This window comes from Croceicoccus mobilis, from assembly GCF_001661965.1.
Lineage (GTDB): Bacteria > Pseudomonadota > Alphaproteobacteria > Sphingomonadales > Sphingomonadaceae > Croceicoccus > Croceicoccus mobilis.
This window is the reverse complement of the sequence record NZ_LYWZ01000022.1, coordinates 618,802-632,278: the sequence shown is the minus strand read 5'-3', so window position 1 is coordinate 632,278 and position 13,477 is coordinate 618,802. Positions and strand designations below refer to the sequence as shown.

Genomic DNA, 13,477 nt, shown 5'->3' with positions numbered 1-13,477 from the left:
GCTCACGCCTCCTCCATTTCGGCCACGACTTCGGCGCAGCGGTCGCACGCGTCGCCATCCTCGGCCACTTCGGGCAGATGGCGCCAGCAGCGGCCGCACTTGGCCATGTCGGTCGGTTTCACGCTCACCGCATCGACCTGCCCGCGCGACACTGTCGCAGTGATGAACAGATCGGCCAGATCCTCGTCGCTGAAGCCTTCGGGCACCGCGTCGGCGGGCACGGTGACTTCGGCGGCGGTGCTCGACCGGATCGTTTTTTCGCGGCGGAAAGGCTCGATCGCCTCGGTCACGCGTTCGCGCAGGTTGCGCAGCGCTTCCCAGCGTTCCTTGCTCGCCTCTGCCGCGGGCACTTCGGGCCATTCGAGCAAATGCACGCTGCCGCTATCGGGATAGCGCGTACCCCATACTTCCTCTGCCGTGAACACCAGCACCGGCGCGGCATAGCGCACCAGCGCGTGGAACAGCACGTCAAGCACGGTGCGATAGGCGCGGCGGCGCATATCGTCCGGCGCATCGCAATAGAGCCGGTCCTTGCGGATATCGAAGAAGAAGGCCGACAGGTCTTCGTTACAGAAATCGACCAGCGCGCGGACATAGCTGTTGTAGTCGAAATCATCGACCGCCTGCCGCAGCGTCCTATCGACCTCGCCCAGCAGCGAGAGGACGTAACGCTCCAGCTCGGGCATTTCCTCGACGCCGACACGCTCTTCCTCGCTAAACCCGTCCAGCGCGCCCAGCAGATAGCGGAACGTGTTCCTGAGGCGACGATACTGGTCGCCCACGCCCTTCAGGATTTCGGGGCCGATGCGGTGGTCTTCGGTATAGTCGACCGACAGCGCCCACAGGCGGATGATGTCCGCGCCATAATCGCGCATGATGTCCAATGGGCTGACCGTATTGCCCAGCGACTTCGACATCTTCATGCCCTTGGCGTCCATGGTGAAGCCATGGGTCAGCACCGCGTCATAGGGCGCACGGCCCCGCGTGCCGCAGCTTTCCAAGAGCGAAGACTGGAACCAGCCGCGATGCTGGTCGCTGCCTTCCAGATAAAGGTCGGCAGGCCATTTCAGTTCGGGCCACTTGCCCGATTCCAGCACGAAGGCATGGGTAGAGCCGGAATCGAACCAGACGTCGAGAATGTCGGTCACCCGCTCAAAATCGTCGAGGTCGTAATCGGGGCCGAGGATGGCTTCTGCATATTCCTCGTCCCACCCGTCGACGCCGTGGGTGCGGATGGATTCCACGATGCGCGCATTGACGGCATCGTCGACAAGATATTCGCCGGTCTTGCGGTCGACGAACAGGGTGACCGGCACGCCCCATGCGCGCTGGCGCGAGAGCACCCAGTCGGGGCGGCCCGCGACCATCGAGCCGATGCGGTTGCGCCCCTTTTCGGGCACGAAGCGGGTGTTGCGGATCGCGTGCATCGCGGCTTCGCGCAGCGTGCCCTTGGGTTCGGGGTGGCCGCCTTCGTTTTCCCAGCGGGCCTCGGCATTATTGTCGACGATGTCGACCATGCCGGGCTTGTCCATCGGCACGAACCATTGCGGCGTGCAGCGGAAAATCACCTTCGCCTTGGACCGCCAGCTATGTGGATAAGAGTGTTCATAATCCGTGGACGCGCTGAGGAGAGCGCCCGCATCGCGCAGGTCCGAACAGACCGGGCCGTCGGGCGCGTTGAACTTGGGATTGATGACCGACATGTTGCGTTCATCGCCCCGGCCCAGCCACGGCCAGTCCTCGCGGTAGCGGCCATCGCCTTCCACCACGAATTTCGGATTGATGCCGTTCGCCTTGCACAGGTCGAAATCGTCCTCGCCATGATCGGGCGCCATGTGGACAAGGCCGGTGCCGCTGTCGGTGGTGACGAAGGTGCCCGCCAGCATGGGGCGCAGTTCGGCATAGAACCCGCCGAGATGGTGCATCGGGTGGCGGACCTTGGTGCCGGCGAGGTCTGCGCCGAGTCCGCGCCATACGATATCGGTCGACTTGTCCGGCGTGCTGTCGAAAGCGCGAGCGAAGACGCCCTTGGTCAATTCCGGCGCGCTTCCGATCAGAATTACGCGGCCATTGACCTTATAGGCGACATACTCAACCTCCGGCCCATAAGCCAAAGCCTGGTTCACCGGGATCGTCCAAGGCGTCGTCGTCCAGATCACCGCATGCGCGCCGACCAGCTCTTCCACCGGCGACTCAACAATCTCGAACGCCACGTCGATCTGGGTCGAGGTGATGTCCTCATACTCCACCTCGGCATCGGCGAGCGCGGTCTTCTCGACCGGCGACCACATCACCGGCTTCGCGCCGCGATAAAGCTGGCCGCTTTTCGCGAATTTCAGCAGTTCGCCCACGATGGTCGCCTCGGCATCCGGGTCCATCGTCAGGTACGGCTTGTCCCAGTCGCCATTGATGCCAAGGCGCTTCAGCTGTTCACGCTGGACGTCGACCCAATGCGCGGCATAGGCGCGGCATTCGGCGCGGAATTCCTTTTGCGGAACCTCGTCCTTGTTCTTCTTCTTCTTCCGGTACTGCTCTTCCACCTTCCATTCGATCGGAAGGCCGTGGCAGTCCCAGCCGGGCACGTATGGCGCGTTCTTGCCCAGCAGCGACTGGGTGCGCACCACCATGTCCTTCAGCACATGGTTCAGCGCATGGCCGATATGCATGTCGCCATTGGCATAGGGGGGGCCGTCGTGCAGGATGAAGGTCTCGCGCCCTTCGCGGGCCTTGCGCAGCTGCGCGTAAATATCCTCGTCCTGCCAGCGCGCCAGAATGCCCGGCTCCTTCTGCGGAAGGCCGGCTTTCATCGGGAACGAGGTCTTCGGCAGGAAGACCGTGTCTTTGTAGTCGCGCTTTTCGTCGGTCATAACCGGGGCGCGTTAGCGTGTCGGCAGGGCCGTGGAAAGCCCGTAGGTGGTAACAAAGCGCGTTTGGCGCTTACGAAATGACCTGGCCGAGCAGACGGCGCGCCTCGGCGCAGTCCTTTTCCATCTGCGCGACCAGCTCGTCCAGCGAATCGAACTTCGCTTCGGGGCGCAGGAAATGGTGGAAGGCGACCTCGATCTCCTCGCCATACAGATCACCGGAGAAATCGAAGAAATACGGCTCCAGAAGCTCGATCGGCGGGTCGAAACTGGGGCGGATGCCGATATTGGCCGCGCCCTTCAGATCGGTGCCCGCCAATGGCCCGGTGATGACCCGGCCCGTCACCGCGTAAATGCCGAAACGCGGACGCAGATAGCGCTCCAGCGTCAGGTTCGCGGTTGGATAGCCGATGGAACGGCCCAGTTTCGCGCCATGCTCGACCGTGCCGCGAATGGCGAAGGGGCGGGTGAGGAGGCGGATCGCTTCCTGCGGATCGCCCGCCTTCAGCGCCTCACGCACGCGGGTGGAGGAGACGACTTCGCCATCCAGCAGCACCGGCTCCACCGTGCGGGTGGAAATGCCAAGATCCGCGCCGCGGGCGTGCATCATCTCGATATTTCCGGCGCGCCCTTTGCCAAAGGTGAAATCGCCGCCCGTGACAATGCCGCCCGCGCCCAGCCTGTCGGCCAGGATCTTCGAAATGAAATCCTCCGCCGTGGTCGATGCCAGCGCGTCGTCGAAGTTGAAGACCATCATCGCATCGGCGCCCAGCCCTGCGTAAAGCTCCTGCCGCTGGTCCAGCGTGGTCAGGCGAAAGGGCGCGGCGTCGGGTTTGAAATGGCGGACGGGATGCGGATCGAAGGTGGCGACGATCAGCTTTCGCCCCTGGGCCTGAGCCAGTTCGCGCGCGACACCGATCACCTGCTGATGCCCCAGATGCACGCCATCGAAATTGCCAAGCGCGATAACCGCGCCGCGCAATTCATCGGGAACCGGATCGAGGGAGGAGAGGCGAATCATGGATTGCGGCGGTCTAGTCGCCCCCGCGCCTGCCCTCAAGCGCGGGTTACGGCTCAGCCTTTGCGCTTCAGCGTGACGAAGCTGTAGCCGGGGCGGGTGCCTTCCTCCGGATGGTCGGTGCGGGCGATCTCTTCCCATTCGTCTGCGGCAAGCGGCGGCATGGTGACATCGCCATCGTAATCGCGGTGGATTTCGGTCAGTTCGATCCGCCGGGCAAGGGGAAGGGTCTGGGCGAAAAGATCCGCGCCGCCGATCACCGCGATGCGCGCGGCATTGGCCATGTGGATCGCGGATTCGAGGTCATGCGCGACCTCGGCATCCTCGCCCTCCCACTCCGCATCGCGGGTCAGCACGATATGGCGGCGGCCCGGCAATACGCCGGGCAGGGAATCGTAAGTGGCGCGGCCCATGATCATGGGGGTGCCCATGGTCAGCCGCTTGAAATGGGCAAGGTCTGCCGGGATGTGCCAAGGGAGCCGCCCCTTTGCACCGATCACCCCGTTCTGCGCACGCGCGAAAACGAGGAAAAGTTCAGGCCCCGTCATCGCACCATGCTCCCCATCATTCCATGACCCCTCGTTCAGGTCGACCCGTCCGTCAGCAGGCGAGTGACATGGCCCATCTTGCGGCCATCCCGGATCTCGTCCTTGCCATATAGATGCAGGTGATTGGCCGGATCGGCCAGCAACGCAAGCCATTCGCGCGCTTCGTCACCAATCAGATTGTCCATCCGTGCCGATGGCACGATCAGATCGGTCAGCCCCAGCGGCAATCCGCAGATCGCGCGGATATGGTTTTCGAACTGGCTCGTGCGCGCGCCCTCTATCGTCCAGTGCCCGGAATTATGTACGCGCGGGGCCATCTCGTTGAAGACGGGGCCACTGTCGGTCGCGAAGAATTCCAGCGTCAGCACACCGATATAGCCCAGCGCTTCTGCCACCTTTGCGGCCAATGCACGGGCCGCGGGGACCTGCGCGTTGATGGCATCGCCTGCCGGCACGGTGGAGCGCGAGAGGATGCCTGCCTTGTGTTCGTTATGGGCGCTGTCCCAGAAACGGATCTCACCATCCATGCCGCGCACGAGGATCACCGAGAACTCGGCGGTGAAATTGACGAAGCCTTCGTAGATCAGCCTGGTATCGGGAAGGACGAGGTCTTCCGAGTCCTTGGGCGACATGATGCGCCACTGGCCCTTGCCATCATAGCCGTCGCGGCGCGTTTTCAATATGCCGGGCGTGCCGATCTCTTCGATGGCGGCGTTGAATTCGGCTTCGCTGGCCACCGCCTTGAACGGGGCGGGGGCGCCGCCCTGATGCGCGACGAACCGCTTTTCGGCTAGTCGGTCCTGCGCGATCTCCAGCGCGCGGACGGGCGCGCGCAGCGGCGTATCGCCAAGGAGCGACATCGGGCCGACCGGCACGTTCTCGAATTCATAGGTGATGACATCGCAGGCCGCGGCGAAACGCTGCAGCTTTTCGGTGTCGCCATAGGGGCCGCAGGTAAAGGCGGCGCTCACCTCTGCGGCGACACTGTCCTTTTCGGGCGCATAGACATGGCAGCGATAGCCAAGCTGCGCAGCCGACATCGCCAGCATCCGGCCCAGCTGGCCACCGCCAAGGATGCCGATAGTGCTGCCGGGCGGGAGAGGGACGCTGGTCATGGGTCTATGCGCTCAGTCGACGGGCCGTTCGGCCACGGCATCGGTCTGGCCCTGCCGCCATTCTTTCAGCCGCGTGGTCAGCGCTTCGTCACTGGTGGCAAGGATCGCGGCGGCCAGCAGCCCCGCGTTTTTCGCGCCGGCTTCGCCGATGGCCAGCGTGCCGACCGGAACGCCGCCCGGCATCTGCACGATGGACAGCAGCGAATCGTGGCCCGACAGCATGCTGGATTTTACCGGCACGCCCAGCACGGGAAGATGCGTCATCGCCGCGATCATGCCCGGCAGATGCGCCGCGCCGCCTGCGCCCGCGATAATCACCTTGAAACCTTCGCCGTGCGCCCCATGCGCGAAATCGGCCATGCGGTCGGGGGTGCGATGGGCCGAAACAATGCGGCAGTCATGCGCGACGCCCAGCTCGCCGAGCACTTCGGCGGCGCATTTCATGGTCGGCCAGTCCGACTGGCTGCCCATCACGATGGCGACAGGTGCGCTCATGCCCTCAGCCTTCGGAAAGATAGGACCGCTCGCCCGCAGGCGCGCCATCCTTGAACGGGTAGACGATGGGCTGGCCGGTCGGAATCTCGAGGCCGGTGATGTCCTCGTCCGAAATGCCCGAAAGGTGCTTGACCAGAGCGCGCAGCGAATTGCCGTGGGCGGAGATGATGACCGTCTCGCCCTTCTTCAGCTGCGGCACGACCTGCTCCTCGTAATAGGGCAGAACGCGGGCGATGGTGTCCTTCAGGCTCTCGGTCAGGGGCACGTCGATCCCGGCATAGCGCGGGTCGTTGCCGGGGTCGTACTGGCTGCCCTTTTCGATGGGCGGCGGCGGGGTGTCAAAGCTGCGACGCCAGATATGAACCTGCTCGTCGCCATGCTTGTCGCGCGTCTCCTGCTTGTCGAGGCCGGTGAGCCCGCCATAGTGACGCTCGTTCAAGAGCCAGCTCTTGGTCTCGGGGATCCACGACCGGCCCGCATTGTCCAATGCCATGTGCAGCGTGCGGATCGCGCGGGTCTGCAGCGAGGTGAAGGCGACGGTGGGCAGCACGCCCTTTTCCAGCATCAACTTGCCTGCGGCCACGGCCTCGGCCTCGCCCTTTTCGGTGAGATCGACGTCCCACCAGCCGGTGAAGCGGTTTTCCAGGTTCCACTGCGATTGTCCGTGGCGAACGAGGATAAGGGTGGCTTCGGTCATGGTCGGGAACGGCTCCTTCGAAAGGCAGGCATTTCACTCTTTCAGCAGCCCCTAACGGCGGGGCGCTGATTTGAAAAGGGCGCGTGAGGGGGAGCGGGCCTGTTGCGCCCGCGCGGCCCGCCGCGCAGCGGGGCCGCCAGCGCCCCGGCTGAAGAAACCGGTCTTTGGCGCAAGGACGGTCAGCCCGTAGCGATCCGTTCAATGTGACAGCTGCGGCTTTGCCGTGGCTGCGGCAGCTTTCGGGTGTCGCAAAATTTATGGGCTAATGGCTGAAATGGGGTGGGTAGCGGACGTGACGTTCAACTGTTTAAGCGATGCTCTGGCAAAGAATTTATGACAGCAGACGAGACACACTGAGAGTTCGGGTGCTCAAGTTCAAATGTGATGATGCCCCACTCATGCTGAGCATCGGCATACCAGCATAAAGCATCGCGGCACGACTGCTCTGGCTCATTCGCATCGAAATAGGACGCCACTCTATCCGCTCTGATGCAGGTATCGCTGAAGCCTTCCAACACGAAAATTATCCCATCTGCTTGTTGTCTAAGGTTGCCGCCATCAATGCGCAGTCCGCCAATTTTCATGGCTTCGAAGAAGCAAGATTTGTGCTGGCAATCGTCAGGCAGGCCGAATGAGGCGATAATATCTCTAGCTCGCGGCGGTTCATGCGTCACCGCTGCGTCTAGCTTTGAAAACAGCAGGCGTTCGTCGGTTGTAAGCGATCGGTTTTGTGACCACCACAGAGCACTCACAGCAACCACCGGAACTGCAAGTGTAACGATAAATCCAAGACCTTTCATGCGCTTGAAATGACATGTGCTGAGAACGTCCGCAATCGGTCGTTAACCGACAGTCCGCTTTTGGCCAGAAATGTCGCAAAACTGCTATTCGGCCATTGGAAGAGGCACTCGCAGCCACCGCAGGCGAGCGGCAGCCCATCCGCTGCGGAACCGAAACGGGGGTGCGGGCGTCGATAAGCGACGCAGCAACAGGAGACACGCCCCATGGACGACAGCAAACACGGGAAGGGAAATTACAAGAGATTCATGGCGATGGTGGGCACGTCCACCGTCATCATGTTCGGGCTGATGTATCTCAACACCTATGCGCTCGACCATGTGATGTGGAGCGAGACGCGTTTCTGGATGATGTTCGTCATGGGCGCGGTCATGGCGGTCGTCATGCTGCTGTTCATGTGGGGCATGTATCGCAGCACGGCCAAGAACTGGACGATCATCGGCGTCGCGGTCGTGACTTTCGCGCTGTCGCTGTTCCTCGTGCGCAGCCAGGTCACGGTGGATGACAGCGAATACATGTCCGCCATGATCCCGCACCATTCCATCGCGATCATGACCAGCGAACGCGCGGGGATCAAGGATGCGCGGGTGCGCGAACTCGCCAATGGCATCATCCGCGCCCAGCGCAAGGAGATCGCCGAGATGAAATGGCTGATCGACGATATCGAGGCGAACGGCGTCGCCGCCACCCGCGAAGAGGCGCTGCAGCGCCCGGTGCCCAAGTTCGAGGGCGAGCTGAACGAGGGCGATTGGGAGCCGAACCTGCCGTGACACGGCTGGCCGCAGCCGGTTCGTGACCGGCCGCGGCGCTTAGTCGATAAACAATAAAGCCGGAGTTTCGAGCAGGCGCTTCATCGCCTGCACGAATTGCGCGGCTTCATAGCCATCGACGATGCGGTGATCGAAGCTGGATGACATGTTCATCACCTTCCGCGTCACGATTTCGCCATTCACGCGGGTCAGTTTCTCGGTGATCTTGTTCGGGCCGACGATCGCGGTTTCCGGCGCATTGATGATCGGCGTGGTGGTAACGCCCGCGATCGGCCCCAGCGAGGTGATTGTGATGGTCGATCCGGTCAGTTCCTCGCGGCTGGCCTTGCCGTCACGCGTGGCGGCGGAGATGCGGGCGATTTCCTCGGCGCATTTCCAAAGGTCCATGGTTTCCGCGTTTTTCAGCACCGGAACGGCCAGCCCCTTTTCGGTCGCGGTGGCGATGCCGCAATGGATGGGATTATGCTGGCGAAGCAGTCCCGCTTCATCGTCGTAATGCGCATTGCAATGCGGGAAATCGGGCAGCGCCTTGACCAATGCGCGCACGAAGAAGGGCAGGATCGTCAGCTTGGGCTGGTCGCTCGCGCGGCTGGCGTTCAAGGCCGCGCGGGTGTTTTCCAGCTCGGTGACGTCGATTTCCTCGACATAGGTGATGTGCGGGATGCGCCGCCATGAATCTTCCATTTTCTGCGCGATGCGGCGGCGAAGGCCCATGATCTCGATCTCTTCCACGCCAGAGCGCGTGGCATAGCGATCGTCGCCGCCCGCCAGATAGCGGTCGATATCCTCGGGCGTGATGCGCCCGTTTCGGCCCGTGCCCCGGATCCGTTCGAGATCGATGCCCAGCTTTGCCGCGCGGCGGCGCGTTGCAGGCGCGGCCAGCGGGAAGCTGGCGGGCGCGCTGCTCGACGGGCTGGGGGCAGGCTTTGGCGCTGGGGTCGGTTTGGGCGCAGGTGTCGGGGCCGGGGCCGGTGCTGGCGCGGGCGCGGGCGCCGGAGCGGGAGCGGTCGCTTCCTCCTTGGCCGCGGGGGCGGCATTGCCTTCACCCTCGACCTCCAGCTCGACCAGAACCGAGCCGACGGCACGCATCTCGCCCACCTTGCCGTGAATCGCGGTTACGGTGCCGCCGACAGGCGTGGTCATGTCGACGGTGGCCTTATCGGTCATCACGTCGCACAGCGGATCGTCTTCCTCGATTCTGTCGCCGACAGAGACGTGCCAGACGGTAAGCTCGGCCTCGGCCACGCCTTCGCCGATGTCGGGCAAGCGGAAATGATAGGTCCCCATCAGCGATACTCCACGGCAGTTTTCAGGGCGCGGGCGAGACGGATCGGGCCGGGGAAATAATCCCATTCGAACGCATGCGGATAGGGCATGTCATAGCCGCAGACCCGTGCGATCGGCGCGCGCAGATGGTCGAAGCAACGCTCCTGCACCAGCGCCGATAGTTCCCCGCCGAACCCGCCATAGCGCGATGCTTCGTGCAGGATGATGCAGCGGCCGGTCTTTTTCACGCTGCGCACGATGGTGTCGATGTCGAGTGGCACGATGGAGCGCAGGTCGATCAGCTCGGCATCGACGCCGCTGTCCTCGATCCCGGCCTTTGCCACATGCACCATGGTGCCATAGGCGAGCACGGTGGCCTCGCGGCCGGGGCGCAGGATCGCGGCCTGACCCAGCGGAACCTCGTAATGGCCCAGCGGCACTTCGGCGCTGTCATCGCCCGAATTGGCCCACGTCTTCAGCTCCTCGTCGGGGCGGCCATAAAACGGGCCGTTATACAGGCGCTTGGGTTCGAGGAAGACGACCGGGTCGTTGCTCTCGATACTGGCGATCAAGAGGCCCTTGGCGTCATAGGGGTTGGACGGGATCACCGTCTTCAGCCCCGTGACATGAGCAAAGATCGCCTCGGGGCTCTGGCTGTGCGTCTGCCCGCCGAAGATGCCGCCGCCATAGGGGGTGCGCACCGTGATCGGGGCCCAGAACTCGCCGTTGGAGCGGTAGCGCAGGCGCGCCGCCTCGCTCACCAGCTGATCATAGGCGGGGAGGATATAGTCCGCGAACTGGATCTCGGGCACCGGACGCAGGCCGTATGCGCCCATGCCGATGGCGCTGCCGATGATGCCGCCTTCGGTCAGCGGCGCGTCGAAGCAGCGTTTCAGGCCGTACTTGTTCTGCAGACCCTCGGTCACGCGGAAGACGCCGCCGAAATAGCCGACATCCTCGCCAAAGATCAGGACATCCTCGTCCTTGCCCAGCATCACGTCCAGACCGCTGTTAAGCGCCTGGATCATGTTCATTTTCTTGGAATAGGTTTCGGTCGCCGCGTCGTTAACGGAAGGCTGGTTCTCTACCATGATCAGTCCCTCCCTTCACGCCGGCTATGCAGCTCGGCCTTCTGTTCCTTGAGCCTCCAGTCCAGCTCCTCGAACACGTCCTCGAACATCTCGTCGATGGGCGGTTTCGACTGGCCCAATGTGCCGATGGCTTCGGCTTCCTTGACCGCGACCTTCACCTTCTCCTTCAGCTCGCCCGCCAGCGCTTCGTGCTGTTCCTCGCTCCATTCGCCAAGCGCGATGAGGTGGCCCTTCAACCGCTCGACAGGATCGCCCAGCGGCCAGTGCTTCGCCTCGTCCTTGGGGCGATAGGCGCTGGGATCGTCGGAGGTGGAATGCCCCTCGGCGCGGTAGGTGTAGAATTCGATCAAAGTCGGCCCGTTGTTGGTGCGCGCGCGCTCGGCGGCCCACTGCGTGGCACCCCACACGGCGAGGAAGTCGTTGCCGTCGACCTTGATGCCGGGGAAGCCGTAGGCCAGCGCCTTGGCGGCGAACGGCAGGCGTTCGGGCGCGGCGAACCCGGCAAAGCTGGAAATTGCGTATTGGTTGTTCGTCACGCACAGGATCGTCGGCGCGCGATAGGCGGCGGCGAAGGTCATCGCCTCGTGGAAATCGCCCTCTGCCGTGGTGCCGTCACCGACGTAAGCCAGCGAAATCTTGGTGTCGTTCTTATAGGCCGACGCCATCGCCCAGCCCACGGCGTGGACGAAACGCACGCCCAGATTGCCGCTGATCGAGTAGAAATCATATGCCCGCGCCGAATGCAGGATAGGGAGCTGCTTGCCAGCCAGCGGGTCTTCCGCGTTGGAGAAGATCTGGTTGCAAAGCGTCGTCAGCGGATAGTTGCGCGCATGCAGCCACGCCAGGGCGCGATAGGTGGGGAAGAACATGTCCCCCTTGTCCAGCGCCATCGATTGCGCGGCGGCAATCGCCTCTTCGCCGGTCGATTTCATGTAAAAGCTGGTCTTGCCCTGCCGGTGCGCGCGGAACAGGCGGTCGTCGAAAGCGCGGGTCAGCATCATCGCGCGCAGGCCCTTGATCAGCGTGTCGGCAGACAGCTTCGGGTCCCACGGGCCGACCGCGGCATTCTCGTCGTCCAGCACGCGGATCAGCTCATAGGGCAGATCGCGCATCTCGGCTTCGGGCGCGGCAATGTCGGGGCGGCGCACGGCGCCTGCCTTGCCCCGGTTCACATGGCTGAAATCGACCTCCGTATCGGGCCGCGAAGGCGGCTCCGGGATATGGAGTTCGAGCCTGGGGAGGTTTGATCCCTTCACGTCGACATTCCTCTCACGCGTCTTGTTTTCTCATCTTCGTGCCTGCGAAAGCGGAAGAATGAAATTTTATAATCGTGAAATTATATTACCGTGTTTTCACGGCTTTTCCAAGGGATAAGCGCATGCAGGCGGTGAGAGTTCCGAGCCTGACGGGGCCGATCAAACGGCTTCGGGCGCGGGGCGCATCTCGAAACGGGCGCCCATGGTGGAGGGCGCGAGGCGCAGTTCCATATCATGCCGGATGGCGATGGCGCGGGCGAGCGCAAGGCCGAGCCCTGCGCCGCGGCTGTCGTGATTGCCGTGTTCCGCTCCGCGGCCAAAGCGGCGGAAGATGGTCTCGCGGAATTCCTCGGGAATACCGGGCCCATCATCGGCAACGATGATGCGCGGGCCATGGCGTACGATCAACCGAACGGTCCCGCCAGCGGGCACATATTTGAACGCATTGTCGAGGAGATTGGTGATGAGGCGCGATAGCTGGATCTCGTCACCCAGCATGGTCACGCCTTCCTCGGCCTCCAGCAGGAAATTATGGCCGGTTTCTTCCGCGCTGGCGCCGTAAAGATCGGCGATGCGGGTGGCGAGCGCGGTGAGATCGACCTGCTCCAGCCCGCGCGGATTACCGACATCGGCTTCGCTATGCGCGATGTCGAGAAGCGATTCCAGCGTGGCGACCACGCGGCGGATCTCGGCGCGGGCGTCGATCAGCCTTTCGGTGGTCTCCGGATCGGGGGTCTTCGCGGTTTCCTGCGCCTGGATCGCCTTTATCAGCCGATTGTCGAGATGCATCAGCGGGGTGCGCATCTCATGCGCGATCTGGTCGGTGGTATCGCGCTGGGCGCGCATCAGCCGGTCGAGACGGGTAAGCGCGGCACTGGAATGGCGCGTGACCTCGCCGATCTCGTCGCGCTCGGCATGGCCGGTGCCAAGCGCTGCCAGACGCTTCGGTTCGGGATGGCGGAAGGCGGCGTTGATCAGACGCACCCGCTTCGCCAGCCGGCGCGCCGTGATATAGCCGGTGACGCCCACCGCCAGCACGACGAACAATCCGCCCCCGACAAAGGCGAGGCCGATCTGGTTCACCTGCAGCAATTGCGTGCTCGTCTCCCTGGCGACGACCAGCATCAGCCCCGGCTCCAGCTCCAGCCGCCAGGCATAGGCCGGGACCCGGCCGGGCAGCACGATATCGCCGCCGATCTCGTCTTCGGGGATGGCGGGGATCGCAGCCAGATCGCCGGCGAGGCGGTTGCCGTCTTCATCGAGCAGCAGGTAATGCGTGGCCGAACCTGTGGGGGCGCGAATGCTGGCAGCATCCTCGATATAGACGACAAGCTCGTCCCGCCCGCGCTCCTCCAGAACGTCGGACAGGCGGTCCATCTCGTTATGGATCGCCCATCGGACGGTATCATCGCTGATCTGCTGGAACTTGGCCGTGACGATCCAGCCGAGGATGAGCACCACCGCGATCGAAATCGCGATCGCCCAGGCGACAAGCCGGGTGAAGATCGAATCGAAGAGGCCGGTGCGTTCCATCTGGGCCATGGCTCTATCCTGCCTTC

The 13,477-nt window shown here is 63.4% G+C and carries 12 protein-coding genes; 1 reads left to right on the top strand and 11 read right to left on the bottom strand.

Annotated features, from left to right (window positions below):
- Positions 1-2: 2 nt before the first annotated feature.
- From ileS to A9D13_RS20495, 7 genes are all read right to left on the bottom strand, one after another.
- Positions 3-2,867 (bottom strand): isoleucine--tRNA ligase, encoded by a 2,865-nt coding sequence (gene ileS / locus A9D13_RS10570; RefSeq protein WP_066773170.1) that lies wholly within the window; start codon positions 2,865-2,867, stop codon positions 3-5.
- Positions 2,868-2,937: 70 nt separating this feature from the next.
- The gene (locus A9D13_RS10565) at positions 2,938-3,885 is read right to left on the bottom strand and encodes a bifunctional riboflavin kinase/FAD synthetase (RefSeq protein ID WP_156522003.1); all 948 of its coding nucleotides are present in this window, start codon (positions 3,883-3,885) and stop codon (positions 2,938-2,940) included.
- 53 nt (positions 3,886-3,938) lie between these two features.
- Positions 3,939-4,430, bottom strand: coding sequence for a dihydrofolate reductase (locus A9D13_RS10560; protein WP_066773167.1), 492 nt, complete (start codon positions 4,428-4,430; stop codon positions 3,939-3,941).
- A 35-nt stretch (positions 4,431-4,465) separates the two neighbouring features.
- Positions 4,466-5,545: a 5-(carboxyamino)imidazole ribonucleotide synthase gene (locus tag A9D13_RS10555; protein WP_066773164.1), complete on the bottom strand. Its 1,080-nt coding sequence runs from the start codon at positions 5,543-5,545 to the stop codon at positions 4,466-4,468.
- 12 nt (positions 5,546-5,557) lie between these two features.
- On the bottom strand, positions 5,558-6,040 hold the full coding sequence (gene purE / locus A9D13_RS10550) for a 5-(carboxyamino)imidazole ribonucleotide mutase (RefSeq protein ID WP_066773161.1): 483 nt from the start codon (positions 6,038-6,040) through the stop codon (positions 5,558-5,560).
- A gap of 4 nt (positions 6,041-6,044) precedes the next feature.
- Positions 6,045-6,737, bottom strand: a complete 693-nt coding sequence (gene gpmA, locus A9D13_RS10545) for a 2,3-diphosphoglycerate-dependent phosphoglycerate mutase (protein WP_066773158.1) — start codon at positions 6,735-6,737, stop codon at positions 6,045-6,047.
- A 299-nt stretch (positions 6,738-7,036) separates the two neighbouring features.
- Positions 7,037-7,537 carry a hypothetical protein gene (locus A9D13_RS20495; RefSeq protein ID WP_156522002.1) on the bottom strand — a complete coding sequence of 167 codons (501 nt, stop codon included), beginning with the start codon at positions 7,535-7,537 and terminating at the stop codon, positions 7,037-7,039.
- A gap of 204 nt (positions 7,538-7,741) precedes the next feature.
- Between A9D13_RS20495 and A9D13_RS10540 the strand changes: the two genes are divergently transcribed.
- A complete protein-coding gene (locus tag A9D13_RS10540; protein WP_082922275.1) occupies positions 7,742-8,305 on the top strand; it encodes a DUF305 domain-containing protein in 564 nt (187 codons plus the stop codon).
- A 39-nt stretch (positions 8,306-8,344) separates the two neighbouring features.
- On the opposite strand, the gene A9D13_RS10535 is transcribed toward A9D13_RS10540, so the two are convergent.
- From A9D13_RS10535 to A9D13_RS10520, 4 genes are all read right to left on the bottom strand, one after another.
- Complete coding sequence (locus tag A9D13_RS10535; protein WP_066773156.1) at positions 8,345-9,592, bottom strand: dihydrolipoamide acetyltransferase family protein; 1,248 nt, start codon at positions 9,590-9,592, stop codon at positions 8,345-8,347.
- Positions 9,592-10,605 carry an alpha-ketoacid dehydrogenase subunit beta gene (locus A9D13_RS10530; protein WP_066774020.1) on the bottom strand — a complete coding sequence of 338 codons (1,014 nt, stop codon included), beginning with the start codon at positions 10,603-10,605 and terminating at the stop codon, positions 9,592-9,594. Before A9D13_RS10530 ends, A9D13_RS10535 begins: the two co-directional genes overlap by 1 nt.
- A 59-nt stretch (positions 10,606-10,664) precedes the next feature.
- The gene (locus A9D13_RS10525) at positions 10,665-11,918 is read right to left on the bottom strand and encodes a thiamine pyrophosphate-dependent enzyme (RefSeq protein WP_066773154.1); all 1,254 of its coding nucleotides are present in this window, start codon (positions 11,916-11,918) and stop codon (positions 10,665-10,667) included.
- Positions 11,919-12,077: 159 nt separating this feature from the next.
- Positions 12,078-13,460: a sensor histidine kinase gene (locus A9D13_RS10520; protein WP_082922273.1), complete on the bottom strand. Its 1,383-nt coding sequence runs from the start codon at positions 13,458-13,460 to the stop codon at positions 12,078-12,080.
- Positions 13,461-13,477: the final 17 nt, after the last annotated feature.